22 protein-coding genes are annotated in these 21,875 nt (G+C 72.2%); 14 read left to right on the top strand and 8 right to left on the bottom strand.

All coding sequences use genetic code 11. The features are described from left to right. Positions 1–16 precede the first annotated feature (16 nt). A complete protein-coding gene (locus tag ACCP09_RS07145) occupies positions 17–973 on the top strand; it encodes a LysR family transcriptional regulator (RefSeq protein ID WP_123685160.1) in 957 nt (318 codons plus the stop codon). Here the strand turns inward: ACCP09_RS07145 and ACCP09_RS07150 are convergent. Both ACCP09_RS07150 and ACCP09_RS07155 read right to left on the bottom strand, forming a co-directional pair. Next, positions 925–1,833 (bottom strand): serine hydrolase, encoded by a 909-nt coding sequence (locus tag ACCP09_RS07150; RefSeq protein WP_123685159.1) that lies wholly within the window; start codon positions 1,831–1,833, stop codon positions 925–927. The genes ACCP09_RS07145 and ACCP09_RS07150 overlap by 49 nt on opposite strands. Then, positions 1,830–2,903, bottom strand: a complete 1,074-nt coding sequence (locus ACCP09_RS07155) for a Glu/Leu/Phe/Val family dehydrogenase (protein WP_027934466.1) — start codon at positions 2,901–2,903, stop codon at positions 1,830–1,832. Before ACCP09_RS07155 ends, ACCP09_RS07150 begins: the two co-directional genes overlap by 4 nt. Positions 2,904–3,057: 154 nt before the next feature. Here ACCP09_RS07155 and ACCP09_RS07160 point away from each other — a divergent pair, with 154 nt between their 5' ends. Both ACCP09_RS07160 and ACCP09_RS07165 read left to right on the top strand, forming a co-directional pair. Continuing rightward, positions 3,058–3,774 carry an alpha/beta fold hydrolase gene (locus ACCP09_RS07160; protein ID WP_433744247.1) on the top strand — a complete coding sequence of 239 codons (717 nt, stop codon included), beginning with the start codon at positions 3,058–3,060 and terminating at the stop codon, positions 3,772–3,774. An 80-nt stretch (positions 3,775–3,854) separates the two neighbouring features. Beyond that, positions 3,855–4,052: a hypothetical protein gene (locus tag ACCP09_RS07165; protein ID WP_027934464.1), complete on the top strand. Its 198-nt coding sequence runs from the start codon at positions 3,855–3,857 to the stop codon at positions 4,050–4,052. A 92-nt stretch (positions 4,053–4,144) separates the two neighbouring features. Here ACCP09_RS07165 and ACCP09_RS07170 read toward each other — a convergent pair whose 3' ends face one another. Further along, complete coding sequence (locus tag ACCP09_RS07170) at positions 4,145–4,894, bottom strand: tryptophan 2,3-dioxygenase (protein ID WP_027934463.1); 750 nt, start codon at positions 4,892–4,894, stop codon at positions 4,145–4,147. Further along, entirely contained in the window at positions 4,891–6,243 is a 1,353-nt protein-coding gene (locus ACCP09_RS07175) for a TrpB-like pyridoxal phosphate-dependent enzyme (RefSeq protein WP_378335429.1), read from the bottom strand. Before ACCP09_RS07175 ends, ACCP09_RS07170 begins: the two co-directional genes overlap by 4 nt. Before the next feature lie 53 nt (positions 6,244–6,296). Here ACCP09_RS07175 and mtnA point away from each other — a divergent pair, with 53 nt between their 5' ends. From mtnA to ACCP09_RS07190, 3 genes are all read left to right on the top strand, one after another. Then, the gene (gene mtnA / locus ACCP09_RS07180) at positions 6,297–7,280 is read left to right on the top strand and encodes an S-methyl-5-thioribose-1-phosphate isomerase (protein ID WP_433744252.1); all 984 of its coding nucleotides are present in this window, start codon (positions 6,297–6,299) and stop codon (positions 7,278–7,280) included. Positions 7,281–7,375: 95 nt separating this feature from the next. Beyond that, positions 7,376–9,292: a S53 family peptidase gene (locus tag ACCP09_RS07185; RefSeq protein WP_433744255.1), complete on the top strand. Its 1,917-nt coding sequence runs from the start codon at positions 7,376–7,378 to the stop codon at positions 9,290–9,292. 216 nt (positions 9,293–9,508) lie between these two features. Further along, entirely contained in the window at positions 9,509–10,438 is a 930-nt protein-coding gene (locus ACCP09_RS07190; protein ID WP_433744258.1) for a phosphotransferase family protein, read from the top strand. A gap of 285 nt (positions 10,439–10,723) precedes the next feature. Here ACCP09_RS07190 and ACCP09_RS07195 read toward each other — a convergent pair whose 3' ends face one another. Both ACCP09_RS07195 and ACCP09_RS07200 read right to left on the bottom strand, forming a co-directional pair. Continuing rightward, on the bottom strand, positions 10,724–11,344 hold the full coding sequence (locus ACCP09_RS07195; RefSeq protein ID WP_020421741.1) for a response regulator: 621 nt from the start codon (positions 11,342–11,344) through the stop codon (positions 10,724–10,726). Then, positions 11,341–12,528 (bottom strand): GAF domain-containing sensor histidine kinase, encoded by a 1,188-nt coding sequence (locus ACCP09_RS07200; protein WP_378335457.1) that lies wholly within the window; start codon positions 12,526–12,528, stop codon positions 11,341–11,343. Before ACCP09_RS07200 ends, ACCP09_RS07195 begins: the two co-directional genes overlap by 4 nt. Positions 12,529–12,686: 158 nt before the next feature. Here ACCP09_RS07200 and ACCP09_RS07205 point away from each other — a divergent pair, with 158 nt between their 5' ends. From ACCP09_RS07205 to ACCP09_RS07225, 5 genes are read left to right on the top strand one after another with little or no spacing between them, the layout of a single operon-like run. Further along, positions 12,687–13,475 carry an ABC transporter ATP-binding protein gene (locus ACCP09_RS07205; RefSeq protein ID WP_123685152.1) on the top strand — a complete coding sequence of 263 codons (789 nt, stop codon included), beginning with the start codon at positions 12,687–12,689 and terminating at the stop codon, positions 13,473–13,475. Continuing rightward, on the top strand, positions 13,472–14,242 hold the full coding sequence (locus ACCP09_RS07210) for an ABC transporter ATP-binding protein (protein WP_037322969.1): 771 nt from the start codon (positions 13,472–13,474) through the stop codon (positions 14,240–14,242). The genes ACCP09_RS07205 and ACCP09_RS07210 overlap by 4 nt, the downstream gene beginning before the upstream one ends. Further along, positions 14,243–15,121 (top strand): branched-chain amino acid ABC transporter permease, encoded by an 879-nt coding sequence (locus ACCP09_RS07215; RefSeq protein ID WP_027934456.1) that lies wholly within the window; start codon positions 14,243–14,245, stop codon positions 15,119–15,121. Next, positions 15,114–16,268 (top strand): branched-chain amino acid ABC transporter permease, encoded by a 1,155-nt coding sequence (locus ACCP09_RS07220; RefSeq protein ID WP_027934455.1) that lies wholly within the window; start codon positions 15,114–15,116, stop codon positions 16,266–16,268. The genes ACCP09_RS07215 and ACCP09_RS07220 overlap by 8 nt, the downstream gene beginning before the upstream one ends. After that, positions 16,265–17,515, top strand: a complete 1,251-nt coding sequence (locus ACCP09_RS07225) for an ABC transporter substrate-binding protein (RefSeq protein ID WP_017984363.1) — start codon at positions 16,265–16,267, stop codon at positions 17,513–17,515. Before ACCP09_RS07220 ends, ACCP09_RS07225 begins: the two co-directional genes overlap by 4 nt. Before the next feature lie 38 nt (positions 17,516–17,553). Here ACCP09_RS07225 and ACCP09_RS07230 read toward each other — a convergent pair whose 3' ends face one another. Beyond that, positions 17,554–18,870 (bottom strand): FtsX-like permease family protein, encoded by a 1,317-nt coding sequence (locus ACCP09_RS07230; RefSeq protein WP_433744266.1) that lies wholly within the window; start codon positions 18,868–18,870, stop codon positions 17,554–17,556. Positions 18,871–18,874: 4 nt separating this feature from the next. Further along, entirely contained in the window at positions 18,875–19,633 is a 759-nt protein-coding gene (locus ACCP09_RS07235) for an ABC transporter ATP-binding protein (protein ID WP_027934453.1), read from the bottom strand. Between the two features lie 67 nt (positions 19,634–19,700). On the opposite strand from ACCP09_RS07235, the gene ACCP09_RS07240 reads away from it, so the two are divergent. The 3 genes from ACCP09_RS07240 (at position 19,701) to ACCP09_RS07250 (ending at position 21,874) form a co-directional block, all read left to right on the top strand. Continuing rightward, the gene (locus ACCP09_RS07240; protein WP_433744270.1) at positions 19,701–20,243 is read left to right on the top strand and encodes a TetR/AcrR family transcriptional regulator; all 543 of its coding nucleotides are present in this window, start codon (positions 19,701–19,703) and stop codon (positions 20,241–20,243) included. 63 nt (positions 20,244–20,306) lie between these two features. After that, positions 20,307–21,104 (top strand): 2-keto-4-pentenoate hydratase, encoded by a 798-nt coding sequence (locus tag ACCP09_RS07245; protein ID WP_027934451.1) that lies wholly within the window; start codon positions 20,307–20,309, stop codon positions 21,102–21,104. Further along, a complete protein-coding gene (locus ACCP09_RS07250) occupies positions 21,101–21,874 on the top strand; it encodes a 2-keto-4-pentenoate hydratase (protein WP_433744273.1) in 774 nt (257 codons plus the stop codon). The genes ACCP09_RS07245 and ACCP09_RS07250 overlap by 4 nt, the downstream gene beginning before the upstream one ends. Position 21,875 lies beyond the last annotated feature (1 nt).

Consider the following 21,875-nt stretch of genomic DNA (forward strand, 5'->3'; position numbering starts at 1 on the left):
CGGATATCGTCACAGCGTGGACCCCCTGCGCGCGTTGCGCTACTTCGTCGCGGTCGCCGAAGAACTCCACTTCGGACGCGCCGCGGAGCGGCTCGGCATCGCCCAGCCGCCCCTGAGCCAGCGCATCCGCAGGCTCGAAACCGACCTCGGCGCGCGGCTGTTCGAACGCGACAGCCGTCGCGTCGAGCTGACCGAGGCCGGGCAGATCCTGCTCGCCGAATCACGGGACCTGCTGGCCCGGTGGGAGCGGATGCGCACGCTGGTCGGGAAGGCGCACCGCGGCGAGATCGACGCGCTGCGGGTCGGCGTGCCGCCGGAACTGGCCGGGCGGGTGCTGGCCGACCTGCTGACCGAGTTCGGTCGCGCGTGCCCGGACGTGCGGCTGGACCTGCAGGAGCTGACGACGACCGAGCAGGTGCGGCTGCTGGCCGACCGCGAGCTGGACGCCGGCCTGCTGCAGCACCCGGTGGACGTCTCGGGGCTGGAGCTGGGTCCGGCGGTGCAGACGCCGCTGGGGGTCGTCCTGCCGCGGGATTCGCCGCTGGCGGCCCGGTCCGAGCTGGCGCTGGGCGACCTGGCCGGGCACGGGCTGGTGCTGTTCCCGCGGGCCGCCGCGCCCGGCCTGTACGACGCGACGCTGCGGACGTGCTGGGAGCAGGGGTTCCGCCCGTCGCACGTGCGGCACGCGCGGAACCCGGAGTTCGTGCTGGGGCTCGTGTTGTCCGGGCAGGGCGTGGCGTTCGACCAGGGTCTGGTGGCGCGCAAGGAGCCGCGCGTGGTGTGGCGGCCGCTGGCGGCGGGGTCGCTGTCGTGGCGGATGTCGGTCGCCTGGCCCGCGGTGAACCCGCACCCGGAGGCCGCGCGGCTGGCGGAGGTCGTCGCGGACGTGCTGGCGCGCGACGGGGTGACCACGCTCGCGCCGGTTCAGGACCCGGTGCAGCGGCCGTGGAGCGTGGTGTTCGGGCGGTCGTGAACGATCTCCTCGATCGCGGCCTTCGCGGCCTCGCCGATGGCGTGGTCGACGTCCGGCAGGCGCGATTCGAGCGTCGGCGCCTTCGTGAACACCGCGACGGCGTAGCGCTCGCCCCCGGGGTACTCGGCGACGCCGATCTCGTTGCGCACCGCGAGCAGGGAGCCGGTCTTGCCCCACACCCGGACCTGGGGCGGGAACGCGGCGGTGAGGCGGTGCCAGTTGACCTGCTGGCCCATCAGCTGCCGGACCCAGTGGCACGCCTCCGGCGGGCCCGCGGTGTCGCCGGCGATCGCGGCGAGCAGCGTGGTCATGTCGCGCGGGGTGCTCGCCGAGGTCCGGAGCGGGTCGAGTGCGCGGGTGGCGAAGACCTCCTCGGCGGACAGGGCCGGGAAGCGGCGGGCGAAATCGGCGGCGTCGCGGGCGCCGATGTCCTCGGCCATGGTGGCGACGACGTCGCGCGGTGAACCGATGACGCGGGTGTCCGCCAGCCCCAGCTCGCGCAGCAGTGAGCGCACGTTGTCCAGGCCGACGCGGTCGAAGAGCAGGTCGGCAGCGGTGTTGTCGCTGACCGAGAGCGCGAAGAACGCCGCGTCCCGCAGGCTCATCTCGACGTCGTCGGCGCAGCCCGCGGTGCCGGTGCCGCCGAGCCGGTCGGCCGCGGTGACCCGCAGGCGGTCGGCCGGGTCGAGCTGACCGGCGGCGACCTGTCGGGCCAGTTCGAGGACGAGCGGAACCTTGACGACGGAGGCGAGCACGACCGGCTCGTCCGGGTGGTGACCGGTTTCGCCGCCGCAGTCGAGGCAGCGGGCGTGCAGCCAACCCCGCACGCCCGCCGCTTCGAAGATCTTCCCTGGTGTCACACGGTAAGGATGGACCGCAGCCTGCCGACCTCCGACATGCGGCGCTCCGCCAGGCGGTCGGCGGCCGTCGCCGGCGGCACGCCCTCGGCCTTGGCCAGCTCGAACACCGCCTTCGTCGTCTCGAAGATGCCCGCCGCCTTGCGCTTGGCCCGCTCGAAGTCGAAGCCGTGCAGCTCGTCGCTCACCTGGATCACGCCGCCCGCGTTGACCAGGTAGTCCGGCGCGTACAGCACGCCCCGGTCCTCCAGCGACTTCTCGATCCCGGGGTGGGCGAGCTGGTTGTTCGCGGCGCCGCACACGATCTCGGCGCCCAGCTCGGGCACCGTGGTGTCGTTGAGCGCGCCACCGAGCGCGCACGGCGCGAAGACGTCGAGCGGCATCCGCAGCAGCGTGGCGTTGTCCTCGACGACCTCGACCGCCGGATGGGCGGCCTTCACGCGCTCGACCGCCGCCTGAGACACGTCGGTGACCGACACGCGGGCGCCGGCCTCGACGAGGTGCCCGACGAGGATGTGCCCGACCTTGCCGACGCCGGAGACACCGACGTGCCGCCCGGCCAGGTCCGCGCTGCCCCACCGGAACTCGGCGGCGGCGCGCATGCCCTGGAACACGCCGAACGCGGTCAGCACCGAGGAGTCGCCCGCGCCGCCGTCGTCGCGGGAGCGGCCGGTCACGAAGCGGGTTTCGCGGGCGATGACGTCCATGTCGGCGACGTAGGTGCCCACGTCGCAGGCGGTGTAGTACCGCCCGCCGAGCGACTGGACGAACCGGCCGTAGGCGCGCAGCAGCGCCTCGGTCTTGGTGGTCGCCGGGTCGCCGATGATGACGGCCTTGCCACCGCCGAGGTCGAGCCCGGCGAGGGCGTTCTTGTAGGCCATGCCCTTGGACAGCGCGAGGACGTCGTCGAGCGCGTCGCTTTCGCGGCTGTAGGGGTAGAAGCGCGTGCCGCCGAGGGCGGGGCCGAGCGCGGTCGAGTAGACGGCGATGATCGCCTTCAGGCCGGTCGCCTGGTCCTGGCAGAACACGACCTGTTCGTGACCGCTTTCGCGGCCGAACACTCCATCCGTCACGGTGGTGACTCCTCATCTGCGACCCGTCCGGCGACGTTCGTGGCGCCGCGGAGGGGTACCGGTTGTGGGTGGAGCTCCCGGGAAGGTCGTTCCCGTCGGCTCCTGAGGAGAAACTTAGCGTTCTTCGGGCGAAAAGCCATGGGAAGATCGGACGATGCACGTGCGCACCGGTGGTCCGGACGGACCAACCCTGCTCGCCCTGCACGGCCTCGGCGCGACCGGGGCGGTGTGGAACGACCTGGTCGAGCGGTGGCCGGGCCGCTGGATCGTGCCCGACCTGCCCGGCCACGGCCGGTCGGAACCGCTCCCCCGGTATTCGTTCGGGGCGCTGGCCGCCGCGGTGGCCGAGGTCGTGCCGCCCGGCACGACGGTCGCCGTGCTCGGGCACTCCCTCGGCGGGGTGGTGGCCCTCACCCTGGCGAGCGGTTGGTTCGGGGTGCGGGTGAGCGGGGCTTGCGGACTCGGGATGAAGGTGCGCTGGAGCGACGAGGAGCTGGCGCGGGCCGCCGACCAGGCCACGCGCCCGGCGAAGGTGTTCGGCTCCCGCGAGGAGGCCGCCGCGCGCTGGCTGAAGGTGTCCGGCCTGCACGGCCTGGTGCCCGCCGACTCGCCGATCGTGGACAGCGGGCTGGTCGAGGGGTGGCGGCTGGCGCTGGACCAGGCCGCGTTCGGGGTGGGTGCGCCGGACCTGGACGGCTTGCTGGCCGCCGCGCGGGCGCCGGTGATCCTCGCGGCGGGTGAGCACGACCCGATGTGCCCGGCCGAGCACCTGCCGAACGGCGCGGTGATCCTGCCCGGGTTGGGGCACAACGCGCACGTCGAGGACCCCGCGGCCCTGGACCCGCTGCTGGCGCGCCTGCGCGACGCTTGACCGCTACAGGTCGGCGCGCACCGCCCACAGATCCGGGCGCCGAGGGGTAGCGGCCGGCGCTGGACCAGGCCGCGTTCGGGGTGGGTGCCCCGGACCTGGACGGACTGCTGGCCACGGCGCGGGCGCCGGTGATCCTCGCGGCGGGTGAGCACGACCCGATGTGCCGGGCCGAGCACCTGCCGGACGGCGCGGTGATCCTGCCCGGGCTGGGGCACAACGCGCACGTCGAGGACCCCGCCGCGCTGGACCCGCTGCTGTCGCGTCTACGCGGCGCTTGACTGCCCTGTACCGGCAACTCGCCACGCTGAACAGCCAACCCGCCGCGCCCGGCGAGTTCCCCGGTGCCGCGCCGGGCGGTCGTTCGCGGCGGCTACAGGTCGGCGCGCACCGCCCACAGGTCCGGGAACAGCGGCTGGAAGAGCGTCCCCCGCAGGTACTTCGCGCCCGACGAGCCGCCTGTGCCCGCCTTGTCGCCGATCGTGCGTTCCACCATCTTCACGTGCCGGTACCGCCACTCCTGCACGCCCTCGTCCAGGTCGACCAGGTGCTCGGCCACCGTCGCCGGGCCGCCGTCGTCCGTGTAGACCCCCAGCAGCAGCTTCCGGCGGTCGCCGTTGACGTCGTAGCCGTGCACCGACAGGAACGTCAGGAACGAGTCGTACAGCGACGGGCGCGCCATCGCCGCCGCGATCCGCTCCCGCGCCGGGCTGTCCTCGGGGTAGTGCGCGACCATCCCCGGGTCGCGACGGCCCAGCACCGCCTCCAGCTCCCGGAACTGCGCCGACTGGAACCCGCTCGCCGCGTCCAGCCGGGTGCGGAAACTGGTGAACTGGCTCGGCGTCATCGTCTCCAGCACGTCGATCTGGGCGACCACGACCTTGAGGATCGTCAGCACCCGCCGCAGGGTGCGGATCGCGTGCGCGGTGTCGCCGGCCTCGAGCCTGGCCTGCAGGTGCGCCAGCTCGTGCAGCATCTGCTTGAACCACAGCTCGTACACCTGGTGGATCACGATGAACAGCAGCTCGTCGTGTTCCTCCGATCGCGGGTGCTGCGCGGCCAGCAGGTCGTCCAGCGCCAGGTACGACGTGTAGGTCAGGGACGCGTGCTCGCCGGAGGTCACGGCAGGCCCGCCAGCGAGTCGGCGAGCGCGGACTCCGGCAGCTCGTTGTCGGTCATCTGCCCGGACAGGAACGCGGCGTAGGCGGGCAGGTCGAGGTGCGCGTGCCCGCACAACGCGGTCAGGATCGCCTTCTCCTCCCCGGTCTCCGTGCAGCGCTGGGCCTCGGCGATGCACGCCGCCAGCGCGTGCGTCGGCTCCGGCGCGGGGATGATGCCCTCGCTGCGCGCGAACCGCACCCCGGCCGCGAAGCACTCCTGCTGCCCGACCGCGAGCGCCTCGATCAGGCCCAGCTCGTAGATGTGCGACAGCAGCGGCGACATCCCGTGGTAGCGCAGGCCGCCGGCGTGGATCGGGTCCGGGATGAAGTCGTGGCCCAGCGTGTGCATCTTCAGCAGCGGCGTCAGCCCGGCGGTGTCGCCGAAGTCGTAGGCGTAGCGGCCGCGGGTCAGCGACGGGCACGCGGCCGGCTCGACCGCCCGGATCACCGGGTCGATCCGCCCGGCCAGCTTCTCCCGCAGGAACGGGAACGCCAGCCCGCCGAAGTTGGACCCGCCGCCGGTGCAGCCGACGATCACGTCCGGCGTGTCCCCGGCCTGCGCGAACTGCAGCAGAGCCTCCTCGCCGATCACGGTCTGGTGCAGCAGGACGTGGTTGAGCACGCTGCCCAGCGCGTACCGGGTGTCCGGGTCGGCGGCCGCCTGCTCGACGGCCTCGCTGATCGCGATGCCAAGGCTGCCGGTCGAGTCCGGGTCGGACTCCAGCACGGCGCGCCCGGCCGCGGTCTCCTTCGATGGGCTCGGGTGCACCGTGGCGCCGAAGGTCTCCATCATGATCTTGCGGTAGGGCTTCTGGTCGTAGGAGGCCCGCACCTGCCAGACCTCGCACTCCAGACCGAAGGTCGCCGACGCGAACGCCAGCGCGCTGCCCCACTGCCCGGCGCCGGTCTCGGTGGTCAGCCGCCGGATGCCCTCCGCCGCGTTGTAGAACGCCTGCGGCACGGCGGTGTTCGGTTTGTGCGAGCCGACCGGGCTGACGCCTTCGTACTTGTAGTAGATGCGGGCCGGCGTGCCGAGCGCCTTCTCCAGGCGCCGCGCCCGGTACAGCGGCGAGGGCCGCCACAGCCGGTAGACGTCCAGCACCTCGCCGGGGATGTCGACAAAGCGATCTTGAGTGACCTCCTGGGCGATGATCGCCTGCGGGAACAGCGGCGCGAGGTCGTCCGGCCCGACCGGCTCCCGCGTGCCGGGGTGCAGCGGCGGTGGCGGCGGCTCGGGCAGGTCGGGGATCACGTTGTACCAGGTCGTGGGCAGGTCCGACTCGTCGAGCAGGTACTTCGTGCGACCGGTCATCGGATGCACCTCCCTCGTGGCGGCTCCCCCAGCTTGGCTCGCGATGGCGTTCAATGGAAGACGTGCGCAGGACCATCGACTGGGTGAACGGTGCCGTCGAGATCATCGACCAGGTAGCCCTGCCGGGCGAGTACCGGACGGTGCGGCTGACCACCGTGGACGAGCTGATCGACGCGATCCGCAGGCTGGCCGTGCGCGGCGCGCCCGCCCTCGGCGGCGCCGGGGCGCTGGGCACCGCGCTGGCGGCCTTCGCCCACGACGACCCGGCGGCGGTGCGCGCGGACGCGGAGCGACTGGCCGGCGCCCGTCCCACCGCGGTCAACCTGAGCTGGGGCGTGTCCCGCGCGCTGGCCCGGCTCGGCGACGGCCCCGACGCCGTCCTCGCCGAGGCGCTCGCCCTGCTCGACGAGGACGAGCGGCTCAACCGGGAGGCCTCCGCCCGCGCCGCCGAGCTCATCCTGGAGAAGTGCCGGCGCCGCCCGTTGCGCCTGCTCACGCACTGCAACGCCGGACGGCTGGCGACGGTCGGCTGGGGTACCGCGCTCGGCGTGGTGTGGCACCTGCAGGCCGCCGGACACCTGGAGTACGTGCTCGCCGACGAAACCCGCCCGCTGCTGCAGGGCGCGCGGCTGACGGCGTGGGAACTCGCCGAGGCGGGCGTGCCGCACCGGGTGCTGCCGGACGCCGCGGCGGCCGCCGCGATGGCGCGCGGGATGGTCGACTGCGTCGTGGTGGGCGCGGACCGGATCGCGGTCAACGGCGATGTGGCGAACAAGATCGGCACCTACGGCCTGGCGATCGCCGCCGCGCGGCACGGGCTGCCGTTCGTCGTCGTCGCGCCGTCGTCCACTGTGGACCAGGAGCTGGCATCGGGTGAATCCATCGTCATCGAAGAACGGTCGCCGGAGGAAATCACCACCATTTCCGGCATTCCGGTCGCACCGCCCGGGACGAACGTCTTCAACCCGGCGTTCGACGTGACTCCGGCGGAGCTGATCACCGCCGTGGTAACCGAAAAGGGCCCGATGGCACCCTGAATTCCGTTTGCCGGATTCCCTACCTTATTCGGTAACCTGGTAACGAATTCGTGGACGCGCTGGCTTTTCCCGGGCGCGGTTCTAATGTCTGCGCAATGCGAAGAGCATTGACTGTTGTCGCGTCGCTGGCGCTGGCGGGTGGTGTGCTCCTGCCGGGCACCGCCGCCGCCCAAGGGCGCGCGGTGATCCCGCTGTCCCACCCGCTGTGGGCGACCCCGCAGGCCAAGGTCGCCGACTCCGCCCCGTCCGCGAAGCTCAGCTTCCGGGTGTACCTGACCATGCGCGACCAGGCCGGCGCGGACGCCACCGCCCGCGCCGTGTCCGACCCGTCCAGCCCGTCGTTCCGCCGGTACCTGACGCCGGACCAGGTGCGCGACCGGTTCGCCGCGACCGACGCGACGCTCGGCGCGGTGCGGAACTGGTTGTCCGGCAGCGGGTTCAGCATCGGCGACGTCCCCGCCAACCGGGCCTACGTCGAGGCGACCGGCACCACCGGCCAGGTCGAGCAGGCCTTCGGCGTGGACCTGGCGCGCTACCGCGTCGACGGGCAGGTGCTGCGGGCGGCGGACCGCGAACTGTCGGTGCCGGCCGCGCTGGCCGGGGACGTGCTCGGCGTGATCGGCGTCGACCAGGCCGGCGCGCTGATGAAGCCGGACACCACGGACGGATCGCCCGCGGACGTGCCGCCGTCGGACGGTTTCCGCAACGCGCCGCCGTGCAGCGCCTACTACGGCGAGAAGATCGACACCACGGACCCGGCGTATCAGGGGCAGCAGCGGCCGTACGCGCCGTGCGGCTACACGCCCGCGCAGCTGCGGTCGGCCTACGGGCTGGACGGGGTGCGGGCGGACGGCAGCGGCACCACAGTGGCCATTGTGGACGCTTTCGCCTCACCCACGCTGTACGCCGACGCCGCCGAGTACGCCAGGCGGAACGATCCGGCGCACCCGCTGCGGCGGTCCCAGTTCGCGGAGAAGGTCTTCCCCGCCAACGTCGACCAGGAGCCGCCGGACCAGTGCGACGCGGCAGGCTGGTACGGCGAGCAGACGCTGGACGTCGAGGCCGTGCACGCGATGGCGCCGGGTGCGAAGATCCTGTACGTCGGCGGGTCCGACTGCCAGGACGCCTCGCTCGACGAGGCCCTGAACTGGATCGTCGCCGGGCACGAGGCCGACATCATCTCCAACTCCTACGGCGACGCGGGCGAGGACATCCCGGCCGCCGAGGTGCGGGTGTGGACGCAGATCGCGCAGCAGGCTGCGTTGGAGGGCATCGGCGTCTACTTCTCCTCCGGCGACAACGGTGACGAGGCGGCGCGGCTGGGCAGCCCCTCGGCGGACTTCCCGGCGTCGGACGCGTGGGTGACCGCGGTCGGCGGGACGAGCCTCGCGGTCGGCAAGGACGGCCGGACGTTGTTCGAAACCGGTTGGGAGACTGGCAAGAGCACCCTGACCGGCGGGACGTACGGCCCCGCCGCGTACACGTCCGGTTCCGGCGGCGGCACCAGCGTGCTGTTCGACGAGCCGTTCTACCAGCGGGGTGTCGTGCCGGACGCGCTCGCGGCGCAGAACCAGCACGGCAAGGCGAAGGGCCGTGTGGTGCCCGACATCTCCGCGGTGGGCGACCCGAACACCGGTTTCCTGGTCGGGCAGACGCAGACCTTCCCCGACGGCGTGTACTACGACCAGTACCGGATCGGCGGCACCAGCCTGTCGTCGCCGCTGCTGGCCGGGATCATGGCGGTGTCGGACAGCCTGACCGGGTTCCACCACGGATTCGTCAACCCGGTGATCTACCGGGCGGGCGGCACGCCGGCGATCAAGGACGTGCGCCACGTGGACGGCGCGGTGATGCGGGTCGACTACGCCAACTCGGTGGACGCGAGCGGCGGCCTGATCACCTCGGCGCGTGAACTGGACTGGCCGGGCCTGACCATCCACACGACGCCCGGGTACGACAACGTGACCGGGCTGGGCGTGCCGAACGGCCTGGCGTTCCTGGTCCTGCCCTAACGGCGCCCGCGGCGGCCATCGAAAACCGGTGGCCGCCGCGGATATCTTCGCTGCGTGGGACTACGGACGGCGGAGACCGAGAAGCCGTTCCAAGCGCTGCCCCCCAAGACCGGGCCACCGGCGCCGCTGACCCAGTAGCTCGGGCCGCGCGGCAAGCCCTAGCCATACCCATGGCGACCACCGAAAACCGGTGGCCGCCGCGGATATCTTCGCTGCGTGGGACTACCAACGGCGGAGACCGAAGAGCAGTTCGAGGCACTGAGCCCCCAGGACCTGGCCGCCGGAGTCGAGGCGCTGGCCCGGCGGCTCGGGCTGCGCGGTGACGTGAGCCGGTTCGTCACGGGTTCGCTGCCGGTCTACGCGTGTGGCGACGAGCTGGTCCTCAAGCTGTACCCGCCCGTCTACCCTGCCGACTTCGCCACCGAGAGCCGGGTGCTGCAGGTGGTCGACGGCCGCTTGCCGGTCGCGACGCCGCGTGTCCTGGACGCCGGCGAGGTGGACGGCTGGCGGTACCTGCTGATGACCCGCCTGCCCGGCGTGCCGCTCGGCGAGGTGCCGGCCGCCGAGCAGATCCGGCTGGCGCCCGTCCTCGGCGAAGCCTTGGCGGCGCTGCACGACCTGAACGCGCCGGATCTGGGTCCGTCCAGCTGGGCCGGGTTCGTCACCGAGCAGGCGGCGTCGGCGGTGACGCGGCAACCGGCGCTCGACGACGTGTGGGCCCGGCAGATACCGTCCTTTCTGGACTCGGTCGTCCTGGGATCGCCGTCGCCGGTCCTGCTGCACACCGAGGTGATGGCCGAGCACGTGCTGGCCGTCCCCGACGGCAGCGGGTGGCGGCTGTCCGGGTTGTTCGACTTCGAGCCCGCCATGCGCGGTGCGCCCGAGTACGAGTTCGCCGCGATCGGGATCTTCGTGACCCGCGGCTCGCCCGAGTACCTGCGTGCCCTCCTGAACGGGTACGGGCTCGCCCCGGACGACGAGTTCCCCGCACGCTGCCTCGCCTACCTGCTGCTGCACCGCTACTCGAACCTCGCCTCCTACTTCAAGCACCTCCCGGCACCGGCGGAGCCGACGCTGGAGGCGCTGGCTCACACCTGGTGGCCGGTCAGCGGTGCGCCTCCAAAAACCGGTGCGACAACCCACTGAACTCGGCCGCATGCGTCACCGGCGGGGTGTGCGCCACGCCGTCGAGGACCTCGACCGGCTTGGCGGCCGGCAGCGCGGCGGCGAGGGCGGCCCCGGCCTCCGGCGGGATCGGCAGGTCCGTGGTCGAAACAGGTCAACCCGCGGAAGTCCGGGCGGACCGGCTGCCGGCGCACCCGCCCGCGCAGCACGCCGGTCTCCGGGAAGCGCCGCAGCTCGACGATTCCGCCCCGCGACGTCGTCAAGTTCTGCCGCCGCCTCACCGGCACCACCCCGCGCGCCACTTGACTACAGCAGCCCGGCCTCGGACGCCTTCCCGATCGCCTCGACACGGTTGCGCGCCCCCAGCTTGTGCAGCGCGGACTGCAGGTACGTCTTCACCGTGTTCCGCGTCAGCCCGGTCGTCTCCGCGATCTCCGGGTTCGTCTGGCCCTGCGCGGCCAGCCGCAGAACCTCGTACTCCCGCCGGGTCAGGCCGCTGCGCGCCAGCGCGTCCGAGCGCGACGAGTGGTCCGGCATGATTCGCGGGTCGACCACGCGCTCCCCGCGCAGCACCCGCCGCAGCGCGGACACCAGATCGGTGCCCGCCACGTCCTTCAGCAGGCATCCGTTGGCACCCGCGTCGAGCGCGGCCAGCAGCCCCTGGTGGTCGCCGTGCGCGGTGAACACCACGATGCGCCCCGCGGGGTGCACCTGGCGCAGCCCGGCGATCACCTCCGGCGCCAGCATGTCCGGCAGCCGCAGGTCGAGCAGGATCAGGTCGGGCCGCAGCTCGCCGACCCGCAGCAGCGCCACCCGCCCGGACTCCGCGCTGCCGATCAGCTTCAGCGACGGCTCAGCCCGCAGCAGCAGGGTGACCCCGTCGCGGACCACGGGGTGGTCGTCGACCACCAGCACCGTGGCCGTCATGGCACTTCGGGCACCCAGGCCCGCAGCGTGCAGCCGCCGTCCTCGTCGCGGACCAGGCTCACCCGCCCGCCCAGCCGCGCGGCCCGCTCCGCCAGCGAGCGCAGGCCCATCCCGGTGCCGGGCGAATCCTCGGCGTCCTCGCCGGTGCCGTCGTCGGCGACCACGACCTGCACGCCACCCCCGCTCGGCCCGAGGCTCACCACGACCGAGCAGGCACGCGCGTGCTTCTCGACGTTGAGCAGCCCCTCCCGCACCGCGCACACCAGCAGTGCCGTGCGCTCGGCGTCCAGTGGCCGCACGGGCGCGAGCTGCACGAACCGGGCAGGCAGCCCGCAGCGCGCCTCGAACGAGCGGCAGTGCTCGGCCAGCTCGACCGGCAGCGCCCGTTCCGGTGTGGACTCCGACAGCGACAGCAACGACTCCCGCAGCGCCCGCGACGCCGCCGACACGTCGCCTTCCAGGCGGCACAACCGGCCCTCCAGCACCGGGTCGCCCGCCACGTCCTGGTGCAGGTTCCGCACCTGCACGCCGATCGAGAACAGCAGCGCCCCGACCGAATCGTGCAGCGCGCTCTGCATCCGGCGTCGCTCGGCGGAGATCGCGTCTGCGCGGTCGGACTCGGCGACTCCGGCCAGTTTGAGCGCGAACGCGGCCTGGTCGGCGATGCCCTCCAGCCGCCGCACCGCGTCGTCGCCGAAGTCGGCGGGCTCGCGCATCGCGGCGTAGGCGATGGCCAGCGTCTCCGGTTTGCCGCGCACCCGGCTGATGATCGGGACGGTCAGCAACGCGGCGAGCCCCTCGCCCGCGACCTGCGCGTCGAACTGGTGCGTGATCGTCGGCGCCCGCAGGTAGTCCGACACCTTCACCGGTTTGCCGGACGCCAGTACGCGGCCGCCGACGCCCTGGCCGGTGGGCACCACGAGGTTCTGGATCGCGTCGGTCCGGTTGCCCGCCATCCACCGGATGACGGCGGTGCCGGGCCGCTCCAGCTCACCCACGAACGCGGCGTGCACGCCCAGTGACTCCCGGATGAGGTGCGCGGTGCCCTGCAGGGCTATCACCCGGTCGAGGGTCCCGAGCAGACCTTCGCGCTCGCGCAGTAGTTCGTCGAGCACGTTGCTGTGCTCGACGGCACGATCCGCGGCGACGCGCTGCTCTGCGGTCACGCGCCAACGATCGCACATCGGATCCGATCCGGACATCCCCTCCTGGAGAGGGCACGGTTGGGCAAAAGTCCGGCAAACCTCTCCAAGTGGGGGTGTCGGACCGGCGAGGGCCGATCAAGGATTGCCGCCACCGAGAGTGACGCCCGTCACGCGATCGGAGGAGGTGTGCGCCCCCGGTGTTGAACGTCCGAGACCTGCACGTCCGCTACGGCCGCTCGGTCGCCGCACTCCACGGCGTCGACCTGGCGGTACCCGACGACGGGGTCCTCGCCGTACTGGGCAGCAACGGCGCGGGCAAGTCCACGCTGCTCCGGACGATCTCCGGCACGCTCAAGCTGCACCGCGGCGTCGTCACGCGCGGTGAGGTCCGGCTGGGCGAAACGCGGATCGACCGGCTCGACCCGGCGGCCATCGTCCGGCTCGGCGTGGTCGGCGTGCCGGAGGGCCGCCAGATCTTCACCCGCATGTCCGTCGACGAGAACCTGCGCGCCGGTGGCATCGCCGTCTCGCCGGAGCGGCGGGTCAAGGCCCGCAAACGCGTGCACGAGCTGTTTCCCGTGCTGGGCGAGCGTGCCCGGCAGCGCGCCGGGCTGCTTTCCGGCGGCGAGCAGCAGATGCTCGCGATCGGGCGGGCGCTGATGTCCACGCCGCAGGTGCTGCTGCTCGACGAGCCGTCGCTCGGCCTGGCGCCCAAGGTGGTCGACCAGATCAGCGGCATCATCCGCGAGATCCACGCCCAGGGCACCTCGGTCGTGCTGGTCGAGCAGAACGCGGTGATGGCGCTGAACGTCGCCGACCACGCCGTGGTGCTGGAGGTCGGCACCGTAGCGCTCGCCGGGCGCTCCGACGAGCTGTCCCGCAGCGAGGACGTCCAGCGCCTGTACCTGGGCGGGCACGCGGACACCCAGGTCGCGGAGGCGGCCGCCGAGCCGCGCAAGCACTTCCTGTCGAGGTGGGGCGGATGATCCCGGAACTGCGCGTCGAGCACCTCACGCTCCGCTTCGGCGGGCTGACCGCGCTGGACGACGTCTCCTTCACCGTGGCGCCCGGTTCGCTGCACGCCCTCATCGGGCCCAACGGCGCCGGGAAGTCCAGCTGCTTCAACGTGATCAGCGGCCTCTACCGCGCCAGCGAGGGCCGCGTGCTGCTCGGCGACAAGGAGCTGACCGGCATGCGGCCGCACAAGATGGCGAAGCTCGGCATCGGCCGCGCCTTCCAGAACGCGGCGCTCTCGCCGGGCTCGACCGTGCTGGACAACGTGATGCTCGGCAGGCACGCCCTCACCCGCGGCGGGTTCCTGGAGTGCGCCCTGCGCGCGCCGTGGACGGTGCGGGCCGAGCGCAAGCACACCGAACGGGCCAAGGAGATCTGCGACTTCCTCGGCATCGGCAGGCTGCTGCACACACCGGTCGCCGCGCTGCCCTACGGCGAGGTCAAGCGCGTGGACATCGCCCGCGCGCTGGCCGTGGAACCGGTGCTGCTCCTGCTGGACGAGCCGGCCGCGGGCATGAACGCGGCGGAGACCGCCGACCTGGCGGCCACGATCCACGACGTGCGTGACGAGCTGGGCATCTCGATCCTGCTGGTCGAGCACGACATGGGCCTGGTGATGGGCATCGCGGACCGGGTGACGGTGCTCGACTTCGGCCGCTGCATCGCCGACGGCCCGCCTGCCGAGGTGCAGCGGAACCCGGAAGTGATCAAGGCGTACCTGGGAACGGAGGCCGCGTAGATGGAGACGTTCCTGCAACTGGTGGTGAACGGCCTCGGCAAGGGCGCGGTGTACGCGCTCCTCGCGCTGGGGTTCGTGATCATCTTCAAGGCCACCGAGGTGATCAACTTCGCGCACGGCTCGCTGGTGCTGTTCGGCGGCTACCTGGTCGTGGTGACCAGGGAGTCGCTGGGCTGGGTCGGCGCCTCGCTGGTCGGCATCGCCGGCGCCGGCCTGCTCGCGGTGGTCATCGAGCGGCTCCTGCTGTCCCGCTCGAAGCTGGCCGATCCGCACAGCCTGGCGCTGCTCACGATCGGCGTGGACGTGATCGTCGTCGAGGAGCTCGTGCGGCGCCTCGGCGTCGGCATCCCGTTCCTCGGCGAGGCGTGGGACGCGAAACCGATCCAGGTCGGCGGCATCACGTTGTTCCGCACGCACCTCGTCGCGATGCTCGTCGCCGCGGTCCTGATCACCGCGTTCTACCTGGCGTTCAAGTTCTCCAACTGGGGCGTCGCGATGCGGGCCCAGGCGGAGAACCGGGAGGCGGCCGCGCTGATGGGCATCCGCAGCCGCGGGGTCACCATGACGGCCTGGCTGGTCGCCGGCCTGCTCGCCGGGGTCGCCGTGCTGTTCCTGGCCACGCAGGACTTCTCCGGTGCGGGCCTGTCCCGCGGCACGCACGCGATCGCGCTGGCCGCGTTCCCCGCCGCCATCCTCGGCGGGCTGGACTCGACCGTGGGCGCCGTCGTGGGCGGGCTGGTGGTCGGCCTGGTCGAGGCGCTGTCCGCGCAGTACATCTCGTTCGACTTCTCCAAGAGCGCGGTGTTCCTGGTGATGCTGCTGGTCCTGGTGATCCGGCCGTCCGGGCTGTTCGGAACGAGGGAGATCACCCGTGTCTGAACTCGCGACGCGGGCGACGGTCACCTCGGCGTCCGCGAAGGCCCCGGCGAAGCCCGTGCGCTGGCTGCGGCTGGCGGCGTGGCTGGCGTTGCTCGCCCTGCTGCTGGTGCTGCCGCTGTACCTCGGCTCGGAGTGGCTCAAGGCGGGCCAGTGGATGATGACCGGCGCGGTCGGCTCGATCGGGCTGACCATGCTGGTGGGCCAGGCCGGTCAGTTGTCGCTGGCGCACGCGTTCTTCCTGCTCATGGGTGGCACCACCTACACCGTGCTGGCCAGCGGCACCGAGGACGGCCGGGTCATCGGCTTCGAGCTGAACCCGCTGTTCTCGATGGTCGCGGCGATCGTCGTGACCGCCCTGCTCGGCTTGGCGTTCGCGCCGGTGTCCGGGCGGCTGCGCGGCATCTACCTCGGGGTGGCGTCGCTGTCGCTGGTGTTCATCGGGCTCTACTTCGGGCAGTCGGCGGACCGGCTGACCGGCGGCACGTCCACCGGCCGCACCCCGGCGCCGTTCGAGCTGTTCGGGATCACCTTCGACAACTCCGGCGGGCTCGTGGTGCTCGGCGTGCCGTTCCGGCAGGCCGAGAAGATGTGGTACCTCTACCTGGCCCTGACGGTGATCGCGTTCGTGCTGGCGCGCGGCGCGGTGAACAGCCGGGTCGGCCGGTCCTGGCGCGCGGTGCGCGACCACGAGGCCTCCGCGGCCGCGATGGGTGTCAGCGTCGCCCGCGCGAAAGCCGGCGCGTTCGCCGTGTCCTCCGCCTACGCCGGGCTGGCCGGCGTGATGACCGTGCTGTGGTTCGACATCCTCAAGCCGGACGAGAACGAGTTCGGCACCTACGGGATCAACGTCTCCATCGCCTACCTGGCGATGGTCATCATCGGCGGCCTCGGCTCGATCGGGGGCGCGCTGGTCGGCGCGCTCATCGTGTTCGGCCTGCCGCAGGTGTTGTCGCTCTACTCGACGCAGCTGGGGATCTTCACCGGGAGCGGCGAGGGCGCGTTCACCCCGATCCTCGTCAGCACCTTCGTCTACGGCGCCGCGATCATCCTCGTCGTGCTCTTCGAGCCGGGCGGGCTCGCGGCGATCGGGCGCCGGATCACCGGCGGCCTGCACAGGGAACGGAAGAAGGAAGGAACGTCCCGATGAAGCGACGGCTTTCCCTGGTCCTCGCGGCGATGCTGGTCATCGCCGCGTGCGGCACCAAGGCGGGCGATCAGGGATCGTCCGGTTCGGACGCCTCCGGCGTCAAGACCGATCTCGGCGTCACCGCCAACGAGCTCACCCTCGGCGTCATGACCGACATGACGGGCCCGTTCAAGAACCTCTCGATCGGCATCACGCACGGCAACCAGTTGTGGGTCAACGACTTCAACGCGGCGGGCGGTGTGTGCGGGCGGCAGGTCAAACTGGAGGTCGTCGACCACGCCTACAAGGCCGACACCGCGAAGACCCTGTACCCGCAGCTGGAGCCGAAGGTGCTCGGCTTCGTGCAGGTCGTCGGGTCGCCGATCATGGCGGCGCTGAAGCAGAACATCAAGTCCGACAAGGTGACCACGACCCCGGCGTCCTGGTCGTCGGAGCTGCTGGACAACCCGTACGTGATGATCGTCGGCACGACCTACGACGTCGAGATGATCGACGGCATGTCCTACCTGCAGGAACAGGGCATGATCAAGGACGGCGACACGGTCGGGCACATCTACATCGACGGCGAGTACGGCGCGAACGGCCTGCGTGGCTCCCGCTACTACGCGCAGAAGCACGGCTTGAACCTGCGCGAGGTCAAGATCACCTCGTCGGACAACGACCTGACCAACATCGTCACCGGCCTGCGTGGCGAGGGCGTCAAGGCGATCATGCTGACCACCACGCCCGCGCAGACCGGTTCGGTGGCCGCGGCGAACAAGGCGCTCGGGCTGAACGTGCCGCTGCTGGGCAACAACCCGACGTTCGACCCGGTGCTGCTGAACAGCCCCGCCGCGAACGCGCTGGACCGGCTGTACGTCGTCGCGAGCAGCGTGCCGGTGGCCGCGGACGTGCCCAAGGCGAAGGAAGTGCTGTCGAAGTACAAGGCCGCGAAGTTCCCGGAGCCGCCGAACGCCGGTGTCCCGTACGGCTACGCGGTGGCCGAGGTGTGGGGTTCGGTGCTGAAGAAGGCCTGCGACAACAAGGACCTGACCCGCGACGGCATCCTCACCGCGCTGCAGCAGACGACCTCGGCCGACACCGGTGATCTGGTCGCGGCGCTGGACTTCTCGAAGCCCGGTGCGCCGCCGACCCGCGAGGTCTACGTGGCGCAGCCCGACGCGAGCGTCGAGGGCGGCATCAAGTACGTGAAGCCGCTGTTCGAGGCCCCGGACGCCAAGGATTACGTGGCGCCGCACCAGAAGTGAGCGCGCCTGGTGGCCCGCCCCGTCGGCGGGCCACCAGGTCAATGCACCGCGGCCGTGCGGACCACGCGGTTGCCCGCGACCGTGGTGACCCCGAGCGCGATCACCGCGCCGAGCACGATGCTCAGCAGGTACGGCCCGGCGGCGAACGCGGCCGCCGGGCTGCCGGTCTTGACGACGGCGAACGGGATGACGCACACCAGCGCGCCGATCCCGGCCGCGATCACGCTGACGAGCGTCGCGGCGACGATCTCGCGCAGCAGCATCCCGCGGGTCTGCCCGGAGGTCGACCCGATCAGCGACATGGTCGTGAACTCCTCCTGCCGCCTGCCCAGCGCCGCCACCAGGTTGTTGGTCAGCGCGATCGCCATGAACACCGCGATCAGGACCACCACCAGGTAGTTGATCGACGCCAGGACCTGCGCGGTGCTGCCCTCGGCCGAGTGCCGGTTCTCGATGCCCTGCATGCTGAGCGTCCCGGCGGACACACCGACGAGCAGCGTCAGGAAGGTGACCGCGGGCCGCACCCGTTCCGGCGCCGCGGACAGGTTCACGGCCGCCAGGTGCCCGGCCGCGCCGCGGGGCGAGGCGACCTTCAGGACCTGGTTCACCAGGACGACCAGTTCCGGCGCCAGCACCGCGAGCCCGATCGCGACGAGCACGGTGGCGGGACCGGTCATCGCGGTGGTCGCGATGTCGTCCGCATCCATGGCGAGGACGGCCGAGGACGACCCGATCCCCGCGACCAGCAGCACGGCCGCGAGGACGCGGCGCGGCGACCGGCGGGACCGCTTGCGCACCGCCGGTGCGGGCCCGTCCACCGGACTCCGCCCGGCGATCTTGCGGCTGCCGATCCACGCCGCCGCGATGCTCGCGAGCAGCACGACGACGACCCCGGCGACCGGCAGCGCCAGGCCCGGCGAGTAGGCCGAGGATTCGGCGATGAGCCCCGACGACCGGACCGCGGCCAGCACGATCCAGCCGAGCAGGTAACCCAGCAGCAGACCGGGCAGCGCGGCGACCGCCGAAACCGCGAGCGTCTCCGCCGAGACCATGACCTGGATCTGCCGTGGCGTCGCCCCGATCAGGCGCAGCCCGCCGATCTCCCCGGCGCGGCCGCCGAGCGTCACGCCGATCGTGGACACCATTGCGAAGACGACGATCGCCACCACCCAGCCGCCCATGATCATCGGGAACTGGGTCAGGAACGACCGGTCCGCCTCGGCCGTGCCGTCCGCGAGCCCGGTGGCGAGCAGGGTGGTCATCGTCGACACCAGCGCCATCCCGATCAGCGCGATCAGGCCGGTGGCGATCGCCGCGCCGCGGTGGTGGCGGAACAGCCGCAGGGCGAGGCTCACCACGTCAGTTCACCCCCATCGCGGCGGCCCGCTCTGCCGACTCGACCAGGGTCGCCATGCGGTTGGCGACCGCGGCCGCCGCCGGGCGGGCCATCTGGTCGACGATCAGGCCGTCGGCCAGGAACAGCACCCGGTCCGAAAAGGACGCCGCGACCGGGTCGTGCGTCACCATGATGATCGTCTGGCCCTGGTCGGCGAGCCCGCGCAGCAGGCTCAGGACCTCGCGGGCGCTGCGGATGTCCAGCGCGCCCGTCGGCTCGTCGGCGAAGACGACCTCGGGGTCGGTGATCAGGGCCCGCGCCACCGCGACGCGCTGCTTCTGACCGCCGGAGAGCTGGTCCGGCCGGTGGCCGCCGCGGTTGCCCAGCCCGACGCGCTCGAGCAGCGCGGCGGTCCGGCGCGGGTCGGGCTTGCGCCCGTCCAGCCGCAGCGGCAGTTCGACGTTCTCCTTCGCGGTCAGCGCCGGCAGCAGGTTGAACGCCTGGAACACGAACCCGACGCGCCGCCGGCGCAGCTCGGCCAGCTTGGTCTCGTCGAGCCCGGCGAGGCTCACCCCGTCGAGCTCGGCCGTGCCCGCGGTCGGCGTCCGCAGCCCGGCCGCGCAGTGCAGCAACGTGGTCTTGCCCGAGCCCGACGGGCCCATGATCGCCGTGAACGAGCCCCTCGGCACGTCCAGGTCGATGCCGCGCAGCGCGTCGACCGGCCCCGCTTCCCCTTCGAATCTGCAGCGCAAGCCCCGGATGCGCACAGCAGGAGTCCCCATGTCAGATCCCTTCCTCAACCCTTGAACGTCCGTTTAAAACGAACGTTTATATGATACGGTAGCACACATGGGACACCGGGAGAACTTGCTGATCGCGGCACGGGACTGCCTCCTCCGCGCCGGCTACGCGCGCACCACCGCGCGTGACCTGGCCGCCGCTTCCGGCGCGAACCTGGCGTCGATCAACTACCACTTCGGGTCGAAGGAGGGGCTGCTCACGCGGGCGCTGAACGACCTGAACGCCGAGTGGGGCGAGCTGCTGTTCCAGGCACTCGGCGAGGGCGACACGAACGAGGCGCGCTGGGGCCGGATCATCGAGTCGATCCAGGCGAACCGGCAGCTGTGGTTCGTGAACTTCGAGGGTGTCGCCTACCTGCAGCACGACGAGAAGATCCGCGAGATGAACGCGCGGGGCCAGCAGGCCGCGCGCACGGCGCTCGCGCAGGCGTTCGCCGGGCTCGGGCCGGACGCGGACCCGGACCGGGTGCGGATCGTCGGCTCGCACTACTACTCGCTGCTGGTCGGGGTCGCGTTGCAGTGGCTCACCGATCCGGGCAACGCCCCGACCGCGGCGGAGATCGTCGCGGCGGACCAGGGGGCGCGGGTCTGACGCGTACCGCCCAGCGGGACGCGATGGTTGCGATCGGCGTGGGCGGCCACGAAAGTTCAGGCCATGGATGCGACAGCGGTGCGGGAGGCGGCCGACCTCCTGCTGCAGGCCTACGCGGCGGGCAAGCCCATCGCGCCCCTGATCGAGACCTACCCGGGCGCGACCGTCGAGGACGCCTACCGGATCCAGCTCGACCAGGTGCGCGTGTGGACCGAGGGCGGCGACGAGATCAAGGGCCACAAGGTGGGCCTGGCCTCGGCCGCGATGCAGCGTCAGATGGGCGTCGACCAGCCCGACTACGGGCACCTCACCGGCACCATGTTCCACCTCGAGCACCAGCCGATCCCGGTCGACAGCTTCCTGCAGCCGCGGATCGAGCCGGAGATCGCGTTCGTGCTCGGGCGGAAGCTGTCCGGGCCCGGCGTGACGGTGGCCGACGCGGTGCGTGCCGTGGACTTCGTGGTGCCCGCGCTGGAGATCGTGGACTCCCGCATCGAGGACTGGCGCATTTCGATCGTCGACACCATCGCCGACAACGCGTCCTCGGGCGGGGTGGTGCTGGGCAGCAGGCCGACCGCACTGTCCTCGGTGGACCTGCGCCTGGCCGGCTGCACGCTGCACTCGGGCGGTGAGCTGGTGGCGACCGGGGCGGGCGGCGCGGTGCTCGGGTCGCCGCTGAACGCGCTGGTGTGGCTGGCGAACACCGTCGGCCCGCTGGGCATCGACCTGGAGCCGGGGCACGTGGTGCTGCCCGGGTCGATGACGAAGGCGATCCCGTTGCGCCCCGGTGACACGGTGGTCTCGACGGTGGCGGGGCTGGGCAGTGTGACGGCTGTGTTCGGGTCGAAGGAGGACGCGTGAGCGGGTGGAGCATCGCCGAGGCGGCGCGGGTGCTGCTGGCGGCGGAGGACGCGGGAACGGCGCGCGGCCCGATCACCGAGGAGTGGCCCGGCCTGGACGTGCGCACCGCGTATGCGGTGCAGGACGAGGCGTTGCGGTTGCGGCTCGCGCGGGGCGAAAAACTCATCGGGCTCAAACTGGGCCTGACGTCGAAGGCGAAGCAGGAGCGCATGGGCGTGGACCGCCCGGTGATGGCCTGGCTGACCGACGCCATGGTGCTGCCTGCCGCGGACCCGTTGCCGAAGCTGATCCACCCGCGGGCCGAGCCGGAGATCGTGTTCGTGCTGGGCTCGCGCCTGGCAGGCCCCGGCGTGACGGCGGCCACCGCGATGGCGGCGGTGGACCGGGTGTACGCCGGGATCGAGGTCATCGACTCGCGGTACGCCGACTTCCGGTTCGCCGCACCGGACACCATCGCCGACAACGCCTCGTCGAGCGTCTTCCGGGTCGGCTCGGTGGGGGTCGCGCCCACCGGGCTGGACCTGACGCTGGAGGCGTGCCTGCTGGAGGCCGACGGAGCGATCGTGGACAGCGCGACCGGCGCGGCGGTGCTCGGTCACCCCGGCGAGGCGCTCGCACTGGCCGCCAACGCACTGGCGGAACGGGGCCTGGCGTTGGAGGAGGGGTGGATCGTGCTGACCGGCGGCCTCACCGACGCCGTGCCGATCTCGCCGGGCGCCCGGGTGGCGGCACACTTCACCAGCCTGGGTTCGGTGACGCTCGCGGGCTGAC

Origin of the sequence: Amycolatopsis sp. 3B14 (assembly GCF_050958625.1) — a bacterium.
GTDB lineage: Bacteria > Actinomycetota > Actinomycetes > Mycobacteriales > Pseudonocardiaceae > Amycolatopsis_E > Amycolatopsis_E thermoflava.

What these genes read in the sequence shown, in the direction of transcription:
- ACCP09_RS07160 (WP_433744247.1), top strand. Translation starts at nt 3,058, where the DNA reads ATGCACGTGCGCACCGGTGGTCCGGACGGACCAACCCTGCTCGCCCTG.
- ACCP09_RS07175 (WP_378335429.1), bottom strand. Translation starts at nt 6,243, where the DNA reads ATGACCGGTCGCACGAAGTACCTGCTCGACGAGTCGGACCTGCCCACG.
- mtnA (WP_433744252.1), top strand. Translation starts at nt 6,297, where the DNA reads ATGGAAGACGTGCGCAGGACCATCGACTGGGTGAACGGTGCCGTCGAG.
- ACCP09_RS07185 (WP_433744255.1), top strand. Translation starts at nt 7,376, where the DNA reads ATGCGAAGAGCATTGACTGTTGTCGCGTCGCTGGCGCTGGCGGGTGGT.
- ACCP09_RS07195 (WP_020421741.1), bottom strand. Translation starts at nt 11,344, where the DNA reads ATGACGGCCACGGTGCTGGTGGTCGACGACCACCCCGTGGTCCGCGAC.
- ACCP09_RS07200 (WP_378335457.1), bottom strand. Translation starts at nt 12,528, where the DNA reads ATGTGCGATCGTTGGCGCGTGACCGCAGAGCAGCGCGTCGCCGCGGAT.
- ACCP09_RS07210 (WP_037322969.1), top strand. Translation starts at nt 13,472, where the DNA reads ATGATCCCGGAACTGCGCGTCGAGCACCTCACGCTCCGCTTCGGCGGG.
- ACCP09_RS07215 (WP_027934456.1), top strand. Translation starts at nt 14,243, where the DNA reads ATGGAGACGTTCCTGCAACTGGTGGTGAACGGCCTCGGCAAGGGCGCG.
- ACCP09_RS07225 (WP_017984363.1), top strand. Translation starts at nt 16,265, where the DNA reads ATGAAGCGACGGCTTTCCCTGGTCCTCGCGGCGATGCTGGTCATCGCC.
- ACCP09_RS07235 (WP_027934453.1), bottom strand. Translation starts at nt 19,633, where the DNA reads ATGGGGACTCCTGCTGTGCGCATCCGGGGCTTGCGCTGCAGATTCGAA.
- ACCP09_RS07240 (WP_433744270.1), top strand. Translation starts at nt 19,701, where the DNA reads ATGGGACACCGGGAGAACTTGCTGATCGCGGCACGGGACTGCCTCCTC.
- ACCP09_RS07245 (WP_027934451.1), top strand. Translation starts at nt 20,307, where the DNA reads ATGGATGCGACAGCGGTGCGGGAGGCGGCCGACCTCCTGCTGCAGGCC.